The organism is Marinomonas sp. UCMA 3892 (genome assembly GCF_012726345.1).
Classification (GTDB): domain Bacteria; phylum Pseudomonadota; class Gammaproteobacteria; order Pseudomonadales; family Marinomonadaceae; genus Marinomonas.
Genome location: NZ_PTXN01000002.1, coordinates 105935 through 130658, shown reverse-complemented (window position 1 = coordinate 130658; position 24724 = coordinate 105935). Strand labels below are relative to the sequence as shown.

General features: G+C 42.7%; 20 protein-coding genes. 16 read left to right on the top strand and 4 right to left on the bottom strand.

Annotated elements, in window-relative coordinates; all coding sequences use genetic code 11:
• Positions 1–327 precede the first annotated feature (327 nt).
• The 6 genes from B6N13_RS03525 (at position 328) to purU (ending at position 9294) form a co-directional block, all read left to right on the top strand.
• On the top strand, positions 328–2694 hold the full coding sequence (locus B6N13_RS03525) for a glycoside hydrolase family 3 N-terminal domain-containing protein (RefSeq protein WP_169458518.1): 2367 nt from the start codon (positions 328–330) through the stop codon (positions 2692–2694).
• A 350-nt stretch (positions 2695–3044) separates the two neighbouring features.
• Entirely contained in the window at positions 3045–4298 is a 1254-nt protein-coding gene (locus B6N13_RS03520) for a sarcosine oxidase subunit beta family protein (RefSeq protein WP_012070449.1), read from the top strand.
• 32 nt (positions 4299–4330) lie between these two features.
• Entirely contained in the window at positions 4331–4630 is a 300-nt protein-coding gene (locus B6N13_RS03515) for a sarcosine oxidase subunit delta (protein WP_012070448.1), read from the top strand.
• Between the two features lie 26 nt (positions 4631–4656).
• Positions 4657–7674, top strand: a complete 3018-nt coding sequence (locus tag B6N13_RS03510) for a sarcosine oxidase subunit alpha family protein (RefSeq protein ID WP_048814346.1) — start codon at positions 4657–4659, stop codon at positions 7672–7674.
• On the top strand, positions 7667–8320 hold the full coding sequence (locus B6N13_RS03505; RefSeq protein WP_012070446.1) for a sarcosine oxidase subunit gamma family protein: 654 nt from the start codon (positions 7667–7669) through the stop codon (positions 8318–8320). The genes B6N13_RS03510 and B6N13_RS03505 overlap by 8 nt, the downstream gene beginning before the upstream one ends.
• 107 nt (positions 8321–8427) lie before the next feature.
• Positions 8428–9294 (top strand): formyltetrahydrofolate deformylase, encoded by an 867-nt coding sequence (purU, locus tag B6N13_RS03500; RefSeq protein WP_012070445.1) that lies wholly within the window; start codon positions 8428–8430, stop codon positions 9292–9294.
• 114 nt (positions 9295–9408) lie between these two features.
• Here the strand turns inward: purU and B6N13_RS03495 are convergent, their stop codons facing one another.
• Complete coding sequence (locus tag B6N13_RS03495) at positions 9409–10785, bottom strand: FAD-binding oxidoreductase (protein ID WP_169458517.1); 1377 nt, start codon at positions 10783–10785, stop codon at positions 9409–9411.
• 255 nt (positions 10786–11040) lie between these two features.
• Between B6N13_RS03495 and B6N13_RS03490 the strand changes: the two genes are divergently transcribed.
• The 3 genes from B6N13_RS03490 (at position 11041) to dld (ending at position 14413) form a co-directional block, all read left to right on the top strand.
• Complete coding sequence (locus B6N13_RS03490; RefSeq protein ID WP_169458516.1) at positions 11041–11913, top strand: alpha/beta hydrolase; 873 nt, start codon at positions 11041–11043, stop codon at positions 11911–11913.
• A gap of 171 nt (positions 11914–12084) precedes the next feature.
• Complete coding sequence (locus B6N13_RS03485; protein ID WP_012070442.1) at positions 12085–12513, top strand: BLUF domain-containing protein; 429 nt, start codon at positions 12085–12087, stop codon at positions 12511–12513.
• A 160-nt stretch (positions 12514–12673) separates the two neighbouring features.
• Positions 12674–14413 (top strand): D-lactate dehydrogenase, encoded by a 1740-nt coding sequence (gene dld / locus B6N13_RS03480; protein WP_169458515.1) that lies wholly within the window; start codon positions 12674–12676, stop codon positions 14411–14413.
• A gap of 94 nt (positions 14414–14507) precedes the next feature.
• Here dld and B6N13_RS03475 read toward each other — a convergent pair whose 3' ends face one another.
• The gene (locus tag B6N13_RS03475) at positions 14508–14804 is read right to left on the bottom strand and encodes a type II toxin-antitoxin system RelE/ParE family toxin (protein ID WP_169458514.1); all 297 of its coding nucleotides are present in this window, start codon (positions 14802–14804) and stop codon (positions 14508–14510) included.
• Complete coding sequence (locus B6N13_RS03470) at positions 14804–15004, bottom strand: addiction module protein (RefSeq protein ID WP_169458513.1); 201 nt, start codon at positions 15002–15004, stop codon at positions 14804–14806. Before B6N13_RS03470 ends, B6N13_RS03475 begins: the two co-directional genes overlap by 1 nt.
• Before the next feature lie 142 nt (positions 15005–15146).
• Between B6N13_RS03470 and B6N13_RS03465 the strand changes: the two genes are divergently transcribed.
• Positions 15147–16628: a carboxypeptidase M32 gene (locus tag B6N13_RS03465; RefSeq protein WP_169458512.1), complete on the top strand. Its 1482-nt coding sequence runs from the start codon at positions 15147–15149 to the stop codon at positions 16626–16628.
• A 29-nt stretch (positions 16629–16657) separates the two neighbouring features.
• Here the strand turns inward: B6N13_RS03465 and B6N13_RS03460 are convergent, their stop codons facing one another.
• On the bottom strand, positions 16658–16870 hold the full coding sequence (locus B6N13_RS03460; protein ID WP_169458511.1) for a hypothetical protein: 213 nt from the start codon (positions 16868–16870) through the stop codon (positions 16658–16660).
• 218 nt (positions 16871–17088) lie between these two features.
• Between B6N13_RS03460 and B6N13_RS03455 the strand changes: the two genes are divergently transcribed.
• The 6 genes from B6N13_RS03455 (at position 17089) to B6N13_RS23515 (ending at position 24647) form a co-directional block, all read left to right on the top strand.
• Complete coding sequence (locus tag B6N13_RS03455; RefSeq protein ID WP_169458510.1) at positions 17089–20769, top strand: hypothetical protein; 3681 nt, start codon at positions 17089–17091, stop codon at positions 20767–20769.
• A 288-nt stretch (positions 20770–21057) separates the two neighbouring features.
• Positions 21058–21663 (top strand): pyridoxamine 5'-phosphate oxidase family protein, encoded by a 606-nt coding sequence (locus B6N13_RS03450; protein WP_169458509.1) that lies wholly within the window; start codon positions 21058–21060, stop codon positions 21661–21663.
• A gap of 61 nt (positions 21664–21724) precedes the next feature.
• Positions 21725–22213 carry a DUF523 domain-containing protein gene (locus tag B6N13_RS03445; RefSeq protein WP_169458508.1) on the top strand — a complete coding sequence of 163 codons (489 nt, stop codon included), beginning with the start codon at positions 21725–21727 and terminating at the stop codon, positions 22211–22213.
• Entirely contained in the window at positions 22210–22755 is a 546-nt protein-coding gene (locus B6N13_RS03440) for a nucleotidyltransferase family protein (protein WP_169458507.1), read from the top strand. Before B6N13_RS03445 ends, B6N13_RS03440 begins: the two co-directional genes overlap by 4 nt.
• Before the next feature lie 81 nt (positions 22756–22836).
• A complete protein-coding gene (locus B6N13_RS03435; RefSeq protein WP_169458506.1) occupies positions 22837–22989 on the top strand; it encodes a hypothetical protein in 153 nt (50 codons plus the stop codon).
• Positions 22990–23318: 329 nt separating this feature from the next.
• Entirely contained in the window at positions 23319–24647 is a 1329-nt protein-coding gene (locus B6N13_RS23515; RefSeq protein WP_169458505.1) for a methyl-accepting chemotaxis protein, read from the top strand.
• Positions 24648–24724 lie beyond the last annotated feature (77 nt).

Sequence of the window (24724 nt, the reverse complement as noted above, 5' to 3'; positions counted from 1 at the left end):
TTTAAGTTTATGATTTTTATCGTTTTTATTTTTCTGGGTTACGATGATGGCTTGCTGTAGAAGCTTGATTTGAGGATCGTTTTAAAGCGATGACGTTTGAAGACGTAGCCTGACGTGTTCATGTGAAATATCGTAGCGGATTTGAGATATTACATAATATTAATTTTGATGGTCTTGTGGGAAAAAGTCTAATTAACCTAGTAATTAACTGCTAGCTATAGAGTACCATCTATAGAATGAGAAAGAGCAGCGCTTGGCTCTATAAAGTAGCGTTATGATTATAAATATAAATAGATTTCATGTTTTGCTTATTAAGGTATTCGTTATATGGAAGTTTATAAAAACTCAAGTTTTACCGTGCAGCAGCGAGTGGATGATTTGCTAGCGCGCATGACGTTAGAAGAAAAAATTGCTCAGCTTGGCGCACAATGGTTGATCCTAGCGCCAGATGGAAACCATCAAGACCGCGATTTTGAGATGGGTGCTCAAGGGGAGCGTAAACCCATTCAAGATCGTCTAAAACATGGTTTAGGCCAAATTACTCGTCCGTTGGGTACACAAGTCATTAGTCCCAATGATGGCGTCAAAGCGTTAAATCAATTGCAAAAGTATCTCGTCGAAGAAACACGCTTGGGTATTCCCGCTATGTCACACGAAGAGTGTTTAGTGGGGCTGATGGCGAAAGGCTCGACTCTGTTTCCTTCCTCCCTTAACTATGGCCACACTTGGAATCCACAACTTATTTATCAGGTAGCGCAAGTGATTGGTGAGCAGACTCGTCTGGTCGGAGCTCATCACGGGTTAGCGCCAGTTCTCGATGTATCTCGAGATGTGCGCTGGGGCAGAACAGAGGAAACGCTTGGTGAAGATCCTTATCATGTTGGTGTGTTAGCGACAGAGTACGTTAAAGGTCTACAAGGCGAAAAGCGCGACCTTCTTGCTACGTTAAAACATTATGTCGGTCATTCTTTTAGCGAAGGCGCACGTAACCATGCTCCTGTACATTTGGGTTTTAAAGAACTAAATGACACCTTTCTGCTGCCTTTTGAAATGGCGATAAAACTTGGCAAAGCAGGTTCGTTGATGCCGGCATATCACGATATAGATAATGAGGCTTGCCATGCCTCATACCATTTATTAACCGAAGTGCTGCGTAATCAATGGGGCTTTGATGGCTTGATTGTGGCGGATTATGGTGGTGTTGAGTTATTGGCGAGTCATCATGGCATTGCGGCGGATAACGCGGAAGCGGCGGCATTGGCGTTCAATGCAGGATTAGACATTGAATTGCCAGATGATGCTTGTTCCAGTCAGTTAACCTCAGCACTGCAAAGAGGGCTGATTGATGAGCAGAAAATCGATGAGATAGTCGCTCGAATCTTGAAAGTAAAATTTGAAATGGGTTTGTTTGAGCATCCATATTGCGATGAGTCTCCCATTGAACTGCAAAGTGAAAAAGCCACAGAGCTTGCCTATCAAGTCGCTTTACAATCGGTCGTGATGTTAGAAAACAACGCTGGCTTACCTTTAAATAGTCAACAAAAAATTGCCGTCATCGGCCCAACAGCGAATGACCAATTAGCCTTGCTTGGTGGCTATAGTTTTCCGGTGCATCTCATTTTGAGCAGCGTAGATGACAGTAGTAAGGTGTGCTCGACTATTTTAGAAGCGCTGCAGAATGAATTTTCGCAAGTTCTATACAGCAAAGGTTGCGATATTTTAACCGAGCGCCATAGCAACGCTCCGGTGTTTCCTGGTGATGTCGATTTGGCGATGAATCAAACCATGACATCGCCCGTGTCTAAAGATACCAGCCAAATTAAACAAGCGATTGAAACAGTCGAGCAAGCGGATGTGGCGATTGTTTGTGTGGGGGATCTTGCTGGTTTGTTCCAGACAGGAACCGTGGGCGAAGGCTCTGATACCGACAGTTTAAATTTGCCAGGCGTGCAACAGCAGTTAATTGACGAAGCAATTGCCACAGGTAAACCAGTGATTATTTTAGTGACTGGTGGAAGGCCATACAATTTAAATGGTGCCGAAGAAAAGGCCGCTGCGGTGTTATTCGGTTGGGCACCGGGACAAGAGGGTGCAAGGGCGATTGCGGATATTATTGTCGGTAAACAGTCGCCATCTGGACGATTAACATTATCGATTCCTAAAAATGCTGGCGCAGTACCTTATTTTTATAACCATAAACTTAAAAGTGGTGGAACGCCCATCGCCTATCATTTTGGATCGAAATATAACTTTGGCTACGGCCTGACATATACGGAGTTTGCCTATAAAAATATGCAGATTGAAAACCAGCAAGTATCGATTGAAAATGGCGTGATCAGGGTGACAGTTGAGCTTGAAAATATTGGCAATCGATCTGGCTGTGAGGTAGTTCAACTTTATGTGAAAGATAAGTTGTGTTCTTTGGTTCGGCCGATTCGTGAATTAAAAGGCTTTCAACGGGTTGATTTGCCTGCTGGCGCTTCCACTACTGTCGTATTTGAGCTACCTGTCGATATGCTGAACTTTACCAATTCAGCTCATCAAAGGATGGTTGAATCAGGTGAGTTCGATATTATGATAGGTAAATCTGCCACCAATATCTTATTCACAAAAACAGTAGACGTGATTGGAACTAATAAAGTGTTGCCGCAATACTGGAATATGATTTGTCATTCTTACTATAAACGACATTAATTACTTCATAAAAACCTATGTGAGGTGGGCACACAGTGTGCGTGCCTTATATAGGCAACTCCTTATCGTTCTCTCTATAGTTTTCAGCTGCTTACGCCAATATATCGTTTTTAAAACGGGCAAAATTTTTGCTTTTTTTCTCTCCTTTATAGCGCCATATCCAATGTCGCCATCATCTCTGTCGTAAATTGTCATTCGCTGGACGCATCCAAGCATTAGGCTGGAAATCTTTATCTCTATTATCACGGTGAATGCTTAATATATGGCGCCTTGGTTGACCAAAGCGCTGCAACCTTTTTATCCACGTCACGAATCGTTTAGTCGATTATTTATGTAAGGGAGCTGATCTGATGCAGCATTATTCAGGCTTTGGGTTGTTAAAGCACAGTTTTAGCCATCACGAGAATTGGCAGCGGGTGTGGCGTAATCCAACCCCGAAAAAGAAATACGATGTGATCATTGTCGGCGGTGGCGGTCATGGTCTAGCAACAGCGTATTACTTGGCGAAAGAGTTTGGTGTTACCAATGTCGCTGTGATTGAAAAAGGTTTCTTGGGCGGTGGTAATACTGCTCGAAACACCACAATCGTACGCTCCAATTACCTGTGGGACGAAGCAGCTCACCTTTACGAACATGCAATGAAATTGTGGGAAGGTCTGTCACAGGATTTGAACTACAACGTGATGTTTTCCCAGCGTGGCTGTTTGAACCTTGGTCATACTTTGCAAGACATGCGCGACATTGAACGTCGTGTGAATGCCAACCGTTTAAATGGTATTGATGGCGAAGTATTGGACGCGAAGCAAGTGCAAGAAATCGTCCCAGTGTTGGATTGTTCTGACCGCGCGCGTTACCCAGTGATGGGGGCTTCTTGGCAGCCACGTGCAGGTGTTGCTCGTCATGATGCTGTTGCTTGGGGCTTTGCCCGTGGTGCAGATGCTCATGGTGTGGATTTGATTCAACAGACTGAAGTTGAAGATTTGATCATTGAAGACGGTACTGTTGTCGGTGTACGCACTGCTCGTTACGGCGAAATTCGCGCTGATAAAGTGGGCTGTGTTGTTGCTGGTAATTCCAGTGTATTGGCTAAGATGGGGGGCTTTGAGCTGCCATTAGAGTCTCACCCTTTACAGGCTCTAGTATCCGAACCAATTAAACCGATTCTAGATACGGTTGTTATGTCTAACCAAGTACATGGTTATGCGTCGCAATCGGACAAAGGGGATTTGGTTATTGGTGCTGGTATTGATGGCTACAATGGCTATGGCCAGCGAGGTTCTTATTCCACTATCGAACATACTATTCAAGCAATTGTTGAAATGTTCCCAGTGTTTAGTCGTGTTCGCATGAATCGTCAATGGGGCGGTATCGTTGATACGTGTCCAGATGCTTGTCCGATTATCAGTGAAACACCTGTGAAGAATCTGTATTTCAACTGTGGTTGGGGTACGGGTGGCTTTAAAGCAACACCTGGTTCTGGTCATGTTTTTGCTGCGTCTTTGGCGAAGGGTGAAATGCATCCATTAGCGAAACCTTTTTCTATGTTCCGTTTCCATAACGGCGCGCTTGTTGATGAACACGGCGCGGCTGGCGTAGCACACTAAACGGGCTAATACCGAATAAGGAGAGAGTTACCATGTTTCATATTTATTGCCCGCATTGTTGCGAATACCGTGAGGAAGAGGAATTTCACGCGGCAGGACAGTCGCATATAGCACGACCACTAGATCCTGATGCTTGTACGGATAAAGAATGGGGTGAGTTCATGTATTTTCGTGCTAACCCACGAGGCATACATCACGAGCTTTGGGTACATGCGGCAGGTTGCCGTAAGTATTTCAACATTACTCGTGACACTCAAACTTACGAAATAAAAGAAGTCTACAAGGTTGGCGAGAAGCCAACTGTCGTGGCTAACGCAATTCAGAGTAAGTAAGGATCGCCATAATGACTGAAAAGAGTATGACTCAAAAGAATCGTCTTCAAGATGGCGGCCGTATCGATCGCTCCAAAGTACTGGCTTTTACCTACAATGGTAAAAAATACACAGGCTTCGAGGGTGACACCCTAGCGTCTGCTTTGTTAGCTAATGGTGTCGATATTATCGGCCGAAGCTTTAAATATAGCCGTCCTCGCGGCATCGTTGCTGCGGGTGCGGAAGAGCCAAATGCGATCATGCAAATAGGATCGACTGAGGCAACGCAAATTCCTAACGTGCGCGCGACTCAACAATCGCTTTATAGCGGTTTAGTGGCAGGGTCCACTAATGGTTGGCCGAGTGTGGATAATGACCTGATGGGGTTGGTTGGTAAAGTTGGTGGGAAAATGATGCCTCCGGGCTTCTACTACAAAACTTTCATGTACCCAAAATCCATGTGGGAAACGTACGAGTCTTATATTCGTAAAGCTGCAGGCCTTGGTCGCGCACCAAAAGAAAATGATCCTGATATTTATGACAAGATGAATCAACACTGTGATGTCATCATTGTCGGTGCTGGCCCTGCTGGTTTGGCTGCAGCGTTAACCGCTGCGCGTGCGGGCGCTCGAGTGATTATCGCGGATGAGCAAAATGAATTTGGTGGTAGCTTACTAAGTAGCAAAGAATTGTTAGGTGGTAAGCCTGCTGCAGAGTGGGTTGCAGACGTTGTCAAAGAATTGTCTACATACGACGATGTGTTGATGTTACCGAATTCTCAGGTGAACGGTTATCACGATCATAACTTCTTAACCATTCAACAGCATTGTACTGACCAGTTTGCAGACCGTGCTCCTAATGGCCAAGTGGCTCAGCGCTACCACCGTGTTCGTGCTAAGTGGGTTGTTTTGGCTACGGGAGCCCATGAACGTCCTTTAGTATATGGTAACAACGATGTGCCTGGTTGCATGGTGGCAAATGCTGTATCGACTTACATCAACCGTTACGGTGTTGTTCCTGGTAAAAACTTAGTACTAATGACGTCTAACGACAACGCTTACCGTACTGCGCTAGATTGGCATGATGCAGGCCGCAACGTGGTTGCGATTGTCGATTCTCGTAAAAATCCACACGGAACCTTTGTGGATGCAGCGCGTGACCGTGGTATCAGTATCATTGTTGGTTCTGGTGTCATTGAGGCACATGGCAGTAAGCGCGTATCAGGTGTGTCTATTGCACCATTGAACGACGCGGGTGATGCGGTTGTGGGTCCTATCATTAAGATGGCGGCTGACACAGTTGCAACTTCTGGTGGCTGGAGTCCGGTTATTCACTTGTCTTGTCACACTGGAGCACGTCCTGTTTGGAATGAAGAGATTCTAGGTTTCACTCCGGGTGCTACCTATCAGAAGCAATTAACTGCAGGTGCGATTAATGGTGCGTTTTCTACCGCACAAGCTCTGTCTGAAGGTGTAAAAGCTGCATCTGATGCTTTGTCTCAGTTGGGACTCGCTAAGTCAGATGTGGTATTGCCAGAAACCGAAGTAATTGAAGAGGGCAAAGCGATGGCTTTGTTCCATATTCCACACACAAAACCAACATCAAAAGCACCTAAGCAGTTCGTTGATTATCAAAACGACGTAACCGCATCTGGCATTGAGTTGGCTTGTCGTGAAGGCTTCGAGTCTATCGAGCACGTTAAACGCTACACGGCAATGGGCTTTGGTACGGATCAAGGTAAACTAGGTAATATCAACGGTATGGCGATTGCGGCAAAAATGCTCAATCAAACGATACCGCAAACAGGTACGACTATTTTCCGTCCTAACTATACGCCAGTAACGTTTGGTGCTATCGCTGGACGTGACTGTGGTGCTTTGTTTGATCCTGAGCGTTATACAGCAATGCATGCTTGGCATGTTGAGCACGGCGCGAAGTTTGAAGATGTGGGTCAATGGAAGCGTGCTTGGTATTACCCTAAAGGCAACGAGACGATGCAGCAAGCATTGGATCGTGAATGTTTAGCGACTCGTAAGTCTGTAGGGATATTGGATGCTTCTACCTTGGGTAAAATTGATATCCAAGGTAAAGATGCTCGTGAATTCCTTGGTCGTGTTTACACCAATGCGTGGGCGAAATTACCAGTAGGTAAATGTCGTTATGGCTTGATGTGTGGCGAAGACGGCATGGTATTCGATGACGGTGTGACATCTTGCTTGGCGGAGAATCATTTCTTGATGACGACCACGTCTGGCGGTGCTGCACGTGTGTTGTCTTGGTTAGAGATTTATCATCAAACCGAATGGCCTGAACTAGAAGTGTATTTCAACAGTGTGACAGATCATTGGTCAACTATGACAATTTCTGGCCCAAATAGCCGTAAGTTGTTAGAAAAACTGACTGATTCTGATGTATCAAAAGAAAATATGGCCTTTATGGATTGGAAACCTATGACGGTTGCTGGCGTGCCAGCCCGAGTGTTCCGTATTTCCTTTACTGGTGAATTATCTTTTGAAATCAACGTACAAGCTAACTATGGTTTGCATGTATGGAAAGCATTGTTTGAAAAAGGTGCAGAGTTTAATCTGACGCCATATGGCACGGAAACCATGCACATACTGCGAGCTGAAAAAGGTTTCATTATTGCAGGTCAAGATACTGATGGTTCTGTACATCCGTTTGACCTAGGTATGTCTTGGGCTGTGTCTATGCAGAAACCGTTTAGCTTTATTGGTAAGCGTGGTATGCAACGTGAAGATTGCGTTCGTGAGAATCGCAAACAGCTTGTTGGTTTGAAAACGCTAGACCCTAAAGCGGTGCTGCCAGAAGGTGCGCAAGGTGTACTTGATCCGAAAGCACCCATTCCAATGCCAATGGTTGGCCATGTGACGTCAAGTTACTGGAGTGCGAACTTGAATCGTTCTGTGGCAATGGGGTTTGTTAAAGGCGGCCTAGATAAAATGGGTGAGAGAGTCTTCTACCCATTAGCTGATGGCCGTGTTATTGAAGCTGAAATTTGCAGCCCAGTATTCTTAGATCCAAAAGGGGAGCGTCAAAATGTCTGATGTCACAGTAGAAGCAATGGAAGGGAAGTTGGTAACAAATCAGCTTCCAACTGGCGCTATTGTAGGTGAAAGCCCTCTGCATCACTCTGATCTTGCTAGCATTGCTAAGAAAGGGCCGCAACAAGGTGGCGTGCATTTTCATGAGCGTAAATTGAAGGGGTTGCTAACATTACGTTGCGCTCCTTCGGCTGAGCAACTATCACTTATTGAGTCTTTATTGGGTGTCGCTTTGCCAATGGAGCCATTGACTTCAGTAACGACGGATGCGGTTTCAGTACGCTGGATGTCTCCAGATGAATGGCTCATTATTGTTGCTGGTGAAAAAGCCTTTGAATTGGAAACGCGTTTCCAAGAAAAGCTTATAGGTCATTATGCATTAGTGAACATCAGTGGTGGCACAACGATCTTTGATGTGTCTGGCAGCCATGTTGTTGATATGCTGAAAAAGTCTACACCAGTGGATTTACACCCTAGTGAATTCCCAGTTGGTAAAGTCGTGTCTACGGTATTTGCAAAAAGTGGTGCTACGATATGTCGTCTCGCAGACGACAAATTTGAATTGGTTGTGCGCCGTAGCTTTGCTGATTATTTATGGTTGTGGATTCAAGATGCCAGTCGTGAATACGGTTTAGTAGTAAAAGCCTAATTCATTTTCATTGACTCACTTGTGTTATTTCACGGTTTTGGTTGACCACTAATTAGTGGTCGGCCTTTTTCGTGACATAAAAGCTTAAGACAATAAGAGACTATTTTATGAAATCAAAAACTGCGCCTTGGATTTTTACCGCTAGCTGCCCAAGCATCATCGGAACGGTCGACGTAGTAACTCGATACATGGCGCAAGCCGGTAACTATGTTGATGAAATTCACTCCTTTGATGACCGAGAGTCTGGTCGTTTTTTTATTCGCATAGAATTTTTGCCACAACATGCTGATTTCAATGAAGACGTGTTTAAAGCTGAGTTCGCAGAACGCGCTGCTGAGTTTTCGATGGATTGGTCATTAACTGCACCAAACCACAAGCCCAAAGTGGCGATCATGGTGTCGAAATACGATCACTGTTTGAATGATTTATTGTATCGATTTCGTACTGGCCAGTTGAATATCGATGTTACTGTGATTATTTCAAATCATCCTGATTTAGAAGATCTTGCGAAATGGCATGGTATTCCTTATTACCATTTGCCAATTACTGCTGACACTAAGTTAGAGCAAGAAGCGCAAGTCCGAGAATTGATCGAGCAATACGATACTGAGCTGGTTGTTTTAGCTCGCTACATGCAAGTACTTTCTCCAAGCATGTGTGAATACTTGGATGGCCGTGCAATCAATATTCATCACTCTTTATTACCAGGTTTTAAAGGTGCTAGACCTTATCATCAAGCGTGGGAAAAAGGCGTGAAAATGGTTGGTGCGACCGCTCACTATGTTAATAATGACTTGGATGAAGGTCCGATTATTTCCCAAGGTATTCAAGTGGTGAACCATGCTCACTACGCCGAAGATCTGATTGCCAAAGGCCAAGATATTGAACGCGTTACTTTGTTTAATGCTGTGAAGTGTCACGTTGAAAAACGTGTGTTTCTAAACGGAAAGCGTACCGTTGTGTTTGGTGGTTAATTTGTTTATCTATAAACAAGTTGGCTAACAAAAAAGCGGCTCGGGGGAGCCGCTTTTTTTTGTCTTTTTGCCCCGTTCTAAAATACCTGGAGATATAGAGGTCAATTAGAGAGGTTAAATAACTCTACCAGCATTTAAAATTTTATTCGGATCCATGGTGTTTTTTAGAGCTCGCATCAGTTCGATTTCTTCTGGTGTTCTTGAATAATGTAAGTACTTTTTCTTCAATACACCTATGCCATGTTCTGCGGAAACGGAGCCTTTAAATTGACCTGTCATATTCATGATATTTGCCGATATGGCATCAAGGTCTTCTGCTAAACCAGTTCCAGCACATAGGTGTAGGTTGCTGTCACCAATGTGGCCAAAAATACGTAATTTAATGGTTGGGAATGCTTCGTAGAGCGACGATTCAAGTTGTTCTACGAAGTTTTTCATCTGGCTGATTGGCACACTGATATCGGTATTAACTACCGGACCCATAGTGGCAAGTAACTCGCCAATTCCGTCACGAATTTGCCAGAAGGAAGCCGTCTGTTTGGCGGATTGAGCAATGACGGCATCTGCCACTAAACCTGATTCCATTGTTTCGAATAATACAGAGGAGAACTTTTCATTATCCTGCTGGTGATCTTGGCCTTGGTATTCAATCAGGGCGTAAAAAGGATAGCTTTGTTGAAATGGGCTGGCTGCCTGTTCAACTGTATCAATGACTTCGTCAAAATAATTTGCCCACATCACCTCAAATGAAGTAACACCATCACCTAATGAGGAATAGCTTTTCTTCAGCAAGGCTAAGACATCGGAAAAATTAGAGAGGGCGCAAAGGGCGGTTTGTACCGAGTTAGCCTTTGGGTAAAGTCTCATCACGACTTTTGTGACTATTCCTAATGTGCCTTCCGAACCAATAAATAGGTGTTTTAGATCAAATCCGGCGTTATTTTTTAGCATTTTATTGAGAGAGCTAATAATAGTGCCATTTGGAAGAACCGCTTCTAGGCCGAGTACTAAGGCACGGGTTGAACCGTAGCGAATGACTTGATTACCACCCGCATTAGTGGAAACCACACCACCTGCGGTACAAGTACCACGAGAGCCCATATCTAAAGGCAAGCATAAACCGACTTCTTCTGCGGCTTCTTGTAGAACTTGTAAGGGGGTTCCTGCGTGAGCGGTTATGGTCATAGAATCTTTATCAATTTCGATCACGCCAGACATTCTTTCTAATGAAATGGCAATTTCATTGTTTTGCGGTACGGCGCCAGCACTAATGCCAGTCATACCGCCTTGGATTACGACAGGCTGTTTGTTGTCATTACAGATTTTTAACGTGCTGGCCACGTCTTCAGTTGAAGAGGCTCTAATAACCGCAATAGGCAATAAACCCTTCACGCCGCTCCAATCCGTTTTGTATTTTTCACTAATTGAGGAGCCAGTGATAACCGTTTTTTCCCCAAGTGCATCCGTTAGTTGCGTGATGATATCGTTCATTAATAGTACCTAAAGTTAGTCAGTAATTATTGTTGTTTGAGTGGAGCTGTAATCGCCACTTTATATATTTGGCTTATATTTTTGTGTTTAGAGTCTACATTATGAAAGTATGGTATGACTATTTTCAAAGTAAAAATGCGCTGTTTTTGAGTTCATGACATTAATCTAGTTATAAATTTTGGTCTATTTATCTATATGTTACGTATCACACTTTGACGTATTCATTTTTAGACATTCAAGAGGCCAATTTTGAAGATGAAAAAAGTATGTGTGGCGCTGAGTTCTTTGTTACTCGTTGCCTGTACAAAAGTTGGGTTAGGCGTTGCCAATTTACCCAATACCTTTAGTGATACCGAAACGACAAATGATATTGCTTATGGATCAGAGCCTTGGCAAAAGCTAGATATTTATGTTCCTCCTCATTCTTCTGATCAATCACTTCCTGTTGTTGTCTTTTTTTATGGTGGTAGCTGGAAAGATGGATCAAAAGACATGTATCCCTTTGTCGGTGAAGCTTTTGCGAAAAAAGGCTACATCACAGTGATTGCCGATTACAGCAAATACCCACAGGTAAAATTTCCGACCTTTGTTGAAGATGGCGCCAAGGCGATTGCTTGGACGTATCGCCATATTGCCCAATACCAAGGCGACCCTAAGCGTTTATTTGTTGCAGGGCATTCTGCTGGTGCGCACATTGGCGCAATGGTCACAGCGGACAAACATTACTTGCAAGCCGAAAGCCTAACGCCATCCATTATAAACGCCTTTGCTGGTTTATCTGGGCCGTATGATTTTGTACCTTATGAAGAAGATTATATGGACATGTTTGGTCCACCAGAAAACTACCCAAATATGCAGGTAACGACATTCATTGATGGCAAAGAGCCGCCAATGCTATTGCTTTGGGGCGCAGACGATACCATCGTTGGCAAAAGCAATATGGATAAACTGATTACGAAAATTAACCTTGAGCAGGGTGCAGTTGAGAGCAAAATTTACCAAGGTGTTGGTCATGCCGACATGGTGGCTAGCCTGGTTTGGTTTTTGAAAAGCAAAGCGCCTATTGTAGATGATGTTGATGAATTCTTTCAGCGTCATGGAGCAAATGCCGTAACAGTGGAAGATTAAAGAGTACTGACATTTTGCTTAGTGAAGATGGCTTTTAAATCTTTTAATGGTCATTAATCAGTTAAGCAAACACATATAAAAATTACGAAACTCCACATTATTTTTTTACACGAAAAATATAATCTGAATGTAAGTGACCTATGAAATGCATCCAGTATAGAAGGGTTTAATGTGGATTTAGTTCGACTAATTTATACCAGTACCATTACCGAAAAATTTGAGGTTGATGACATTGCCCGCATTCTTAAGGTCGCGCGAGTCAAAAATAAAGCTCTTAATGTGACTGGTTTACTGTCTTTTAATCGGCAGTTCTTTCTTCAATGCTTAGAGGGAACGCGCCAAGATGTGAATCAGATTTATCATAAAATCGCGACTGATCCGCGCCATAAAAAGCCTGAAATAATTGATTATCAAGAAATTCCCCACAGGGAATTTGATGGCTGGAATATGGGCTATTTACAAAATACAGAAAGTCTTCGTGAACTATTTTATCAGCATACAAAAAGTATCAGTTTTGATCCATATAACATGAATGGCGAAAGTGCGAGGTCGCTGTTATTAGATATAAGGGACGAGATAAAACGGGCGGAATCACAATGAGATTTTAAAGAAATCTAAGCTTCAATATTGATGTAACTCTTCTCTTGCATAAGCATTGCTTATGAACACGATTCCTAATTGTTTTGCTGGAGTTTTTTTTACTGGTTGATCGGTTTAGTATGTTCGCCCCTTTCCCCGATACGTTGTGAAGTAGCTTAATATGACGGATACCAGTTTCAACTTAGATTTGGCCGCTGAATTAAAGGCCATTGTAGGAAATCAATATACCTTAACAGATGAAGATAAGACCAAACCTTATAGTCAGGGTTTTCGTCTTGGTGGTGGCAAGGCCTATGCGGTTGTTCGTCCTGGTAGTCTGGTTGAAATCTGGAAATGTCTGCAAGCCTGTGTAAAAGCCGATGTAATTGTCATTATGCAAGCGGCTAATACTGGCTTAACTGGTGGTTCAACACCAAACGGCGCGGACTATGATCGTCCTATCGTTATCATTAGCACCATGCGCATCGACGATATTCAGCTGCTTGATCAAGGCAAACAAATCGTCGGTTTTGCGGGTAGTACTCTGTTTGGCTTAGAAGACACGCTGAAACCTTATGGTCGTGAACCGCATTCTGTTATTGGCTCTTCTTGTATCGGTGCCTCTATCGTAGGTGGTGTGTGTAACAACTCTGGTGGTGCCTTGGTGCAACGTGGCCCAGCGTATACAGAAATGTCTTTGTTTGCCCAAGTTACACAAGACGGCGAATTGCAATTGGTGAACAACTTAGGCATTGAGCTAGGAAGTGATCCAGAAGAAATTCTGACCAACCTGCAAAACAAAAAGTACCAAGAAAAAGACATTCAATTCCCAGATAAACGTGGCTCTGATAACGAATACCATGAGCGTATTCGAGACGTCGATGCCGACACCCCATCACGTTTCAATAACGACCCTCGTCGTTTATACGAAGCATCAGGTTGCGCGGGTAAATTGGCGGTATTTGCCGTGCGTATCGATACCTTTCCGATTCCTGAAAAGTATCAAGTTTTCTACATTGGTACCAATGATCCTGCGGTGATGGAACAAATGCGCCGTGATATGTTGTCTACCTTTAAAAACCTGCCTGTGTCTGGCGAATATATGCATAACAGCAGCTATGACATCAGTAAAAAATATGGCAAAGACAGCTACTTGGTGATCGATAAACTTGGTACAAAATACATCCCAAAAATGTTTGCCCTTAAGCGCACGGTCGATCGTTGGGCTGGCAAACTGAAATTCATGCCGTCTAAATTCTCCGACATCATGATGCAATACGCGAGTCAGCTTTTCCCGAATCATTTGCCAAAACGCATGGAAGATTTCCGTGAAAAATACGAACACCATTGGATCGTGGAAACCAGCAATGACGGTGTTGCAGAAGCACAAGCTTACTTAGACAACTTCTTTAAAGACAATGAAGGCGATTACTTTGCTTGTACTAAACGTGAAGCAGACCAAGCCATCTTGCATCGCTTTGTGACCGGCGGAGCATTAACTCGTCTTCATATAATGAATAAGAAAAAATTGGGTTCTATCATGACCATTGACGTGGCGTTCCCACGCAACGAGCGTGATTGGTTCGAAGAACTACCACAAGACATCGAAGACAAAGTCGCGGTGAAAATGTACTACGGCCATTTCTTCTGTCACGTCATGCACCAAAACTACATCATGAAAAAAGGCGTTGACGCCAAAGCGGTGAAGAAGCAAATTCTATCCAGCTACGACGCTCGCGGTGCAGAATACCCAGCAGAGCATAACGTGGGCCATGAATATGTTGCGAAACCAGCATTGCGTGAGTTTTACCAAAAAACTGACCCAACCAACAGCTTCAACTCAGGCATCGGTGGCACCAGTAAATTGAAAAACTGGCAAGAACTGAGTGGCGAACACACAGGCTGTGGTTGTCATAAATAAGCGTTAGAACAAGAGTAAATGCAAAAAGCCGAGACGTTTCTTTTAAAAATGTCTCGGCTTTTTAGTTGATAGGTTATGAGTTTAAATCTTTAGTTTAGCTTCTCAACATCCATTTTTGGGGATCACGAGCGCAATGCATGACAGCAAAAATAACAACCATATTTTGCTGAATAGTATAGAAAATACCGTATGGAAATTTATTTATTAAAGCCCTATGAAGTGTCTTGTGAGCAATCGGGTATTGTTTTGGATGAGTGGAAATTTTTAACAACGTATCCTCAATACAAAGCATAAATTCAGTGCCAAGTCCTGCTTTGCAATGTTCGAAGTATGAGTAAGCTTCTTTCAGGTCATCCTCGACCTCTGGGCGTATCCTTACTTTATATTGCATTATGAGCCTAATATTTTAGATTTTATTGTGTCCCAATCTGAGCCGACATTTTGATCTAATTCAAATTGTGCCAGTCTATTGTCTAATTCATTTTTTTGGGTTGTAGTGAGCTTTATGGCATCTTGATCACTTGCGACAGAGTCCCAAAGCTGCTGAGCTAGTGTCACTTTTTCGCTCGCAGTTAAATCATTTAGTTTCATCTTCGTCACCTAGCAATATTTCATGTCTAAGAAGTATAAAACGATTTAGACTAAATGTAACTGATGACAAATTTTACCTCGCTATCACCCATTTATATCAATCTTACACACAGAACAACTGTTACATAGGATGAAAACGACCATGTCCAACTACGACAAGTTAACGTCACACTACCAAACACTCAGCCACTTTAACCACGCTCAAGCCATGCTGGGCTGGGATGCAGCGGCAAACATGCCATCGGGCGGCAGCGAAGCCCGTTCCAACGCCATGGCGGAATTATCGGTTCACATTCATCGACTATCGACACAACCCCAACTAGAAGAATGGTTTGGTAACGCTGAACAAGAATCCTTAAGCACAGAACAACAAGCCAGCCTACGCGAGATGAAACGCCAATGGCAGCAAGCTACTGTCGTTCCAGAAGACCTAGTACAGGCGCAATCCATCGCGGGTTCTAAATGCGAACATGCGTGGCGCTCCCAGCGTCAAGAAAACGATTGGACAGGCTTCGAGAATAACTGGAAAGACGTCGTTGCCTTATCTCGTGAAGAAGCGAAAACCCGTGGCGAAGCATTAGGTCTTACGCCTTATGACGCCATGCTCGACAAATACGAACCGGGCACCACAACTGCGTCGCTTAATACTTTGTTTACCGATGTTAAAACCTGGTTACCAGAACTGATTGAAAACGTACTGGAAAAACAGAAAGCGGAATCCATCATATTGCCATCAGGCACTTTTTCCACCGCGACTCAAAAAGCCCTTGGCTTAGAAGTCATGAAGCTTCTGCAATTCGACTTTGATCGTGGTCGACTAGACCAAAGTGTTCACCCATTTTGTGGCGGCGTACCAACCGATGTGCGCATTACCACGCGCTACGATGAAAAAGACTTTGTACAAGCCTTAATGGGCATCGTTCACGAAACAGGGCACGCCCGTTACGAACAAGGCTTGCCAAAAGCCTTTGCTGGATTACCTGTTGGCGAAGCCCGCTCCATGGGCATTCATGAATCTCAGTCGCTCTTCTTTGAAATGCAAATAGGGCGCAGCAAGCCGTTTATTTCCCACTTATCACGACTCTCTGCCGAAGCCTTCAACGCACACCACGACCCTGTGTTTGCCGAAGACAACCTCTACAAAATCTACACCCAAGTAGAAAAAGGTTTCATTCGTGTCGACGCCGATGAACTCACGTATCCTGCTCATGTCATCATGCGTTACGAGATCGAGCGTGACCTGATCAACGGCGTGATAGAACACACCGACGTACCGGCATTGTGGGATGAGAAAATGAAAGCCGCCCTTGGCATCTCCACCAAAGACAACTACAAAAACGGTTGTATGCAAGACATCCACTGGACAGATGGCGCATTTGGATATTTCCCAAGCTACACACTAGGTGCCATGTACGCCGCCCAATACAAAGCCACCATGATACAAAAGGTCGATTTCGACGCCGCTATTCAAAGTGGCGATCTAAACCCAATCTTCCAATGGCTAAGCGACAACATCTGGTCACAAGCCTCCCTCCACACCACAGATGAACTCGTCAAACGCGCAACTGGCGAGACGCTAAACGCCGCACATTTTAGAAAACACCTAGAAGGGCGGTACTTATAGTCGGACTGTGCCTTCCCCTTTTACTTGAACTAAAGAGCCAAGGGGAAGGCTTTGACCCTGACTTCCACATCGGCGCTTGGAGCAAACCAAACACCACCGCTCGACACTGTCGTTTGACCTCGCTCTTGGTGTTTGCTTTGCTCCTCGTTGTTATTCGTAAATGCATAACTCATTGAATATAGCTGCCAAGTCTCTTCCCCTTTCTTCAAGGGGAAGACGGAAGATGGGGTTCTAATCTTCACAATCCCACAAAAGTCTTATGGTTTTAACTACGCTTTCATTGTATTGTCAGTTTATCGTAATGGATTAATTAGCATGGATTGCTTAGGCGATATTGACACGAAATCAAAAATAGTAGGCTCAAACGATCTAAATTTAAAAGAGTGATATTCCATGTTTTGCTTAGTAAAAAATAGTGAAGGCAAGACATAGGAATCTAAATCAAGGGATTGGAAAAGATATGGCTCATGCCTCAACATTAAAAGCACTTGCCGAGATCACGGACACTGGTTTATTTGAGCGTCTTGCCACTTCTGTATTGAGAGAAGCCAACCCTATATATGAGTCACTCGTTCACACAGGTGTGAACACTGACGGAAAAACCGTTAAAGGTCCGATTGATGGAATAACATTCAATAAATCCAATCGGCAGCCTCATATGATATCTGTACATCATACGACGGGAGGCAGGGATAAGTTAGAAAAAAAGTGGTTGCATGATCCGTCTAAGGTTAAGCGTAGAAAGCCGGAAGCTAAACAGGAAGGCCCTGGTGATATATTGAAAACTATAGCCGTCTATGAAGAAGAGCGTATAAGAACCCCTAACTTAATTGGTACTCTAGTTCTTACTGTTACATCAGATCCATCACAGGAATTGGTTCGAGAAGCTGAGGCTATTGCAAGAACATCTGGGATCAATATTGATTTATGGCCAGCATCTCGTATTGCTCACTTTCTTGATACTGACCCGGTGGGACAGTGGTTAAGAAAAGAATATTTAGGGGCAGAGCAGGAACTGCTTTCGCTCGAACTATTAAAGGAGTTGTCCAAAAAAAGCCTTAATGAAAATGCACCCCTCATGTTTCGAGGTTGCCAAGACCTGTGGGTTCGTCGAGGCTTAGATAGTGATATTGACATGTCGTCGAAGAGACCTCTATCTTTGGTTGTTGGTGAGTCAGGTAATGGTAAGTCTGTAGCTTGTTTTAAGTACCTTAATAAACATATTGTAGAGGGTGGTGTCGGTATAATTATGTCGCATGCCATTTTAACTGATGCAATGACTTTGGATCAGGCTATATATCAGTCTCTTAAAAAACTACATCCTACATTAGATCAAAAAAGCCTATCAGCTTTAACATTCTGTTCTAGTAATTGTCCGATGATAATTGTTATTGAGGACGTTAATCGTTCGATCCGACCAAATGACTTGATTGAAAAAGTTATTGCTTGGGCAAAAAATATGGATAAGAACTCAGAGTCTAATTTCCATATTCTCTGCCCTGTATGGCCTAAGCATACAGCGCTGCTAGACGAAAACCGGAAGAAGGATGCTCAGGCCTACTTTGTCCTTGCTAATAAATATAGCGTTCAGGAAGGAGAAAATGCCGTCATAGAAAAGGCAAAACTATGTGGAACTGAAATATCAAAGCTAAAATCACAAGAAATCGCAAAAGCTTTAGGGTATGACCCGCTTTTGATAGATCTTCAGGATATTGGAGAGTCCCCTGACCCTGAGTTTGTGATTAGATCATATATAAACAACGTACTATTAAAAGCAGAGGCAGATGATAACTCAATAAATATAGCTTCAGAATATCGAGATTCTTTGCGAAACTTAGCAGGATGTATGTTAAGGCATAAACAATTTGAGATTACTTGGTCCAATTTAAAGAGTTGGAGCGAAATGGGTAATGATAGCATCAAGGCCATTAACATTCTGGCAAAACAACGATCGGTCATAAGTTATAGCAGTGATCTTGATGATCAGACGATATTATTTAGACATGATAGAGTAAGAGATTTTCTGTTGTCGGATTATATTAAGCTAAAGTTGAGTTCCGGTCAGCTGGAACAAGATATTCTTTCCGATCCTTTTTACTCTGAATTGATTGGTCGGGCACTTTCTGACATCGAGTACGATGAAAATACTATTAATATTATTTATCAGGAAAACCCCCTCTCTCTTTTCTTTGCATTGAAATGGTCGTCTCATCAATCAGAAGATAGAAAGAGTTGTTTTCTTAAGGAAATTAACAAGTGGGTACTTGATGAAAGTAATCATTCAATAGCATTTAGACATACACGTTGGCACGCGCTTTATGTTTTAAGTGAAACAGATTCACCTGGGATCTCGGACATCGTCAGAAAGTTTCCCGAAAATATTATGAATGGCCAGCTGGCACGGCTAAGAAATGGAGATATATCAGGAGGGGTTGAGCTATGTATAAGTTTAAAACCCGGAATGGGGGCTCCATGGCGAGATGTCCAGATAGAACATGCGAAATATAAGTATGGGAAGACCTTAGTTGCTTCACTTAATCAATTACTTGAAAGAGGTGATATAAATAAAGCTATACGTTCTGGTGCTCTGCGTTTAGCTGGACATGTAGGGGATGAACTACTTTCAATTGGTGTTTTAGCGTGCTGGTCATCGGATAAAGATAGAGAAGAGCATCTTGACGACTATCTTTGGGCATTTGCACAGTGTTGGTGTGATCAGTCTGAAGAAATGCTTGATCCGGTAATGAAAGCGTGGGCAGAAATGCCTGATGATAAGAATGACAATATGCCATCTCCTAGGGGAGGCTTGGCCTCTCATGATTTAAGGTGGGCATTTGGAAAGTGGACTCCAGATAAGGCAATCGATTATTTTATTCAGCATGCTGAAAGAGAAGAGTTACGTTGGCCCATTACATATATGCTTCACGGTATGGATCATCATAAAGCTGTTAGGTTTGTGGTAGAGGAGTTGGCCGATATACGACGCAGACTAGAGGGGAGCGATAGCTTTTCTCCTTTCGTTCTTACCGCAGTACAAGATTGGGAGAGGCTATATGAAGGTGGTGCCCGTAAAATGTCAGTACCTACTAGGAAACTGCTTTTGGATTTGTGGAGAGACGATAGTAAAGATAAGCATATTAGAATTCAGGCATTTTTAATTTGGGCTACGGCAAAAGAGCCAGAAGATAATGCCATTTTATGCGAGGATGTAAAGTTAGATAATCTGAAAGACTGCATGTTAGCCGAAAGGTTAAAACGAAGGGATCATTTGGCTATCCCTTATCTGATTGACAAATTATCACGTGAAGATACCAGATATTGGTGGCAATATGCTAGATATGTTTGGTCGGAAGAATTGTTGCAGGCGCTCGATGACTATTTAGAAGAAAGAAAGGGAATAGTTTCCCTTGAATATACTAATAGTATCAATTCTGACTGGATTATATCTGAACTAATGATGACCTTGCCGGAAAGAAAATCCGAAAGCATGCTATTAAAGCATTGGGATCACCTGCGCTATAGCCCTCAATATGTTCAAGTCGCACTCTATCATGCAACAACTGATTGTTTAAAATCTGCGAATCGAACCATAGAAGAAAGTTCTGATACTCGAAAAATGCTAGAGTATTTGAGCATGAACTATGGAATAAAAGTTAAAGGTAGGTCTGGAGTTACTAAGAAAAAGCAGATTATTTCTTTGATCCCATATCTGGATTATATGTCCGATAATTGTATTTTCTCACTATGGGAAGCGTGCAACGAGAGAGGATGGTTTGATCTAAGACGTAAGTATCTTGATGAAAAATACCCGAAAAACTACAGGCAAGGTTTATGGAGTAAAAGTCAAGTAACGAATGAATTAGATGAAATGGTTGAGTTTAGTCGGGGGTACTGGATCGATTTCTGGATCGATGATTATATTAAGACTGGTGTTTTATGGAGAGATATTCTTGAAGTGCTTATTGAATGGCTTGACGTTAGCAAGACAGAAAAAGCACTAGATTTAGTTATTAGTGCATTAGTTCATAAGGGATCAAGAGAGGATGTGACAGTCTTAGAGCAATATATGAGCTTAAGTAAAACAGCCAATGACATGATTAGTGATGCAAAATATAGCGTGTGCAGGCGAACACTCAATTAATTGATTTTGATTGAGTTAATATCTGCTTTTAGCAAGATGCGAAGATAAAGATATTAGGGGTGGATGAAAAATTAAGATATTAGAGCGTTTTTTCATCTGAATACCTCATAACAATCAAATTCAGCCGACCGCTGAGGTGTCGGCTGATTGACAATCAATCCCAGAGTAAAACCAAACAAACACACCTCATTCAGACAACAGCAAAAAATACCAAACAAGAATAGTATGGCTTTTTATTTTTACTCTGTTCCGGTATCCGAGATTAAGCGCTAACTATAAGGAGATTTTATGTATCTTGATTCCGAAGAGCAGCTCAGAGAACTTTATGGTTATCCAAAAGGACGCGCTAAAGATAAGCTGTTGCCTTCCTTAGAGCGTCAATCCAGTAACTTTCTCGCGCATTCTCCGTTTGTGACAATTTCGACCTACGCAAAATCCGGCTCTGTTGATTGTTCCCCTCGTGGAGGAAATCCGGGATTCGTGAAAATAATCAATGACAACTGCATTATTTTGCCCGATGGGAAAGGAAACAATCGGCTTGATAGCCTTGTTAATATCATTGAAACGGGGCAAATCGGGTGTTTGTTTTTGATTCCAGGTGTTGATGAAACGCTTCGAATTAACGGGCTTGCTCGTATTTCAACCTCACCTGAATATTTAAACCTGTTTTCTGACGACAGAAACCCACCCAAAACCTGTATTGAGATCACCATCAAAGAAGTGTTTTTACATTGTGCTAAAGCGTTAATGCGCTCTGAACTTTGGTCTTTAAAGGCGCAAATAGATAGGGCGGATTTTCCTACGATGGGAGCGATGATTAATGATCAGCTATCAATAAAGGATGATCCCGAAGCACAAGAAGATATGATTGCTCGATACAAACGAGATTTATGATTTTTATTTTTAGCCCTTTGTATTATTCTCTGTCACTTTTTAGTTTTATACAGGAGTTCTAGTGGTAAAAGTACTGGTTAGTTCGTGTTTGGTCGGCAATAAGGTGAGATACAACGCGAGCTGTTTATCCATCCTTGAGTCTGATTTTTCTTGGCTTAGGTCAAATGCAGAGCTGGTGGTTTTTTGCCCTGAAGTGTCTGCTGGTCTACCAACTCCAAGAGCACCTGCTGAAATAATCAAAGGAAGAGGTATTGATGTTCTTGACGGCTCTGCAAAGGTTGTTGGGAATGATGGCGTTGATGTTACGACTCAATTTGTCAGTGGCGCCAAGAAGGCTTTGGAACTCTGCCAAAAGCAACAAATAGATTATGCCGTGCTTGCAGAAGGAAGCCCTTCATGTGGCAGTTCAAAAATATACGATGGTACATTTAAAGGAAATAAAATCGATGGCGCAGGTGTAACTGCTACCTTGTTAGAGCGTAACGGTATCAAAGTATATAGCCAGCATACGATAGCGGAACTGCGAAGCCTATTAGAGACAGATACATGAAGTTTAGCGATCAAGTCATTGAATGGATTGAATCTGATAGTGACCGAATGGAAGCACTTGAACTCGCTTCAACACTTGGTCTGAATGATTGGTGTTTGGCCGCTGGATTTGTTAGGAACTTGATCTGGGATAAGCTTCATAACAAAGAGGTTTTAACGCCATTAAACGACATCGATCTCATTTACTTTGATTCTGCTGTAATTGATGAAAATGCTGATCTTGATTATGAAGCAAGGCTTAAGGCGGTAAGCTGTTTTCCTTGGTCAGTTAAGAATCAAGCAAGGATGCATGTTCGTAACAATGATCAGCCTTATGTGTCGACTGCGGATTCTATGAGCTATTGGGTGGAAGTGGAGACAGCTGTCGGTGCTACTTTTGTTAAGGGAAAAGGGGTGAGGTTGGTTGCTCCTTTTGGTTTAGAAGCAAATTTTAATCATACGATTACGTTAAACAGCAAACGCCCGAAACCTAACGACTTTAAGGAAAGAGTATTAGAAAAAGAGTGGTGTGATTTGTGGCCGAACCTCAAAGTGGTTTCCTAACTGCTAAGAATTGTTATCTTCTCTATCCTTCCTGAGTTAAAATACCGACCCTGTTCGTACTTCAATACAAGAGATTTATAAATGACCGCATTTGATACCAAAGTGGAAGAGTTGATCGCTAAGCATCCCCATTTAACCAAGGATGAAGCCATCAAGATTGTCACTGAGAAAAATAACCGTAAGAAACAGAAGAGAAATGAAAGATCAAATAAAGGCAGTGTGAACAAGGGGTAGAAACAATCTGTACGTGATCATTGTTATGATCACCTGTACGCCAATTACCGTCATGAACCATGCCCCAAAAGCGGCCATATTCTATTGGTCGTTTTTGACCATGTCAGTTTTCCATTTCGATTATCCCTCCGTTACCACAATACATTCTTCTGCTGCCAGCTCGGCCGTTGTCTACAAATGTATCGAAAGGTTACTTAACTCACTTAAGCAGTGATGATCGTTACTCTTTCTTACTAATTAGCATCCAAAATACAGCTTATTAGTTGGCAATTAAAATGTAGATTAATACTAAGTCTATAACCATTAGAGTAGGCCATAGAGGAAAGACTATGAAAAAGTATTACCGTTTGGCACTAGGTATCGTTATTGCTTCAATACTCGTTGCTTCGCTGTTTGCGAAAGAAAACTTATATATGCTGGTTTTAGTTGTCGCATTGGTAGTTTTGTTAGGTTGTCTGATAAAGATAGAGAATTTAGCAAAAGAGCAATTCAATTTTTATGAGCAGATTCTCGATACCATTCCAAACCCACTTTCTGTTACTGACCTGGATATGAAGTGGACCTTTGTTAATCGCGCTGCAACTGATCCGTTAGGAGTAAAGCGTGCAGATGTGCTCGGAATGCATTGTTCAAACTGGGGAGCAAATATTTGTAACACTGATGGATGTGGCGTGAACTGTTTAAGAAAAGACAAGCCGACTACTTTCTTTAATCAGTGGGGTAAAGACTTCCGTGTAGATACTTTTTATATTCAGGGACTAAACGGCAAAGATATAGGTCATGTTGAATACGTGCAAGAAGTGTCTGAAAAAGTGGCGCTTAAATCGGTATACAGCGATGTCGATAACATCAGTGCAAGCTTAACAACAGGTGCGAATGAACTCAATGTTGCCAGTCAAGCTTTAACAGAAGGATCAAACCGTCAAGCGGCTTCTATTACTCAAATTGGCAATGCTGTGAACGCTATCCTTAATCAAGCCAACGAAAATGCCAGCCGTGCAGCAAAAGCCTGTTCAGTCTCGTCTGAAGCTGAGCGTGCAGCTCATATGGCGACCAATGAAATACGAGACCTTGAGCAAGCGATGCAAGAGATTAATCGCTCAAGCGAAGCCATTAGTGAAATTATCAGTGTGATTGATGATATTGCCTCTCAGACTAACTTACTGGCATTGAATGCTTCTATTGAAGCGGCTCGTGCTGGGGAAATGGGACGTGGTTTTGCCGTTGTGGCCGATGAAGTCAGAGCATTAGCAGAGCGCAGTACGAAAGCCGCGAGCGAATCCGCACAATATATTCAATCTTCTGTAGCCAATGTTGAGAAGGGCAATGAGATTTCTCAAAAATGCGTGGACGCGTTGAGCGAGATTGTTAAACACGTGTCGACTATTTCAGAAACCATTGGAGAGATAGATAACGCATCCCAAAGCCAAGCCGCTGGGTTGAGTCAGATCAATCAGGGCATGTCTGAAGTTGATGAAGTGATTCATTCTACGGCCGCGTCTGCGGAAGAGACGTCTATTTCTGCTAATGAAGTGAATGAGCTGTCATTGAAGCTTCAAGTTCAGCTCGCCAACATTAGAAAAATAGACGGTTTAATTGTGGACACCATCAAGAAAGAAGAAAACCTAATTGAAATTACCGATGTAACGAACAGCTAGATTCTCTCCTAGAAAGCACACGGAATGTGCTTCCCTTACTTTGCTAAGTGGAACGCAAACCAAGAAACCCATTCCGC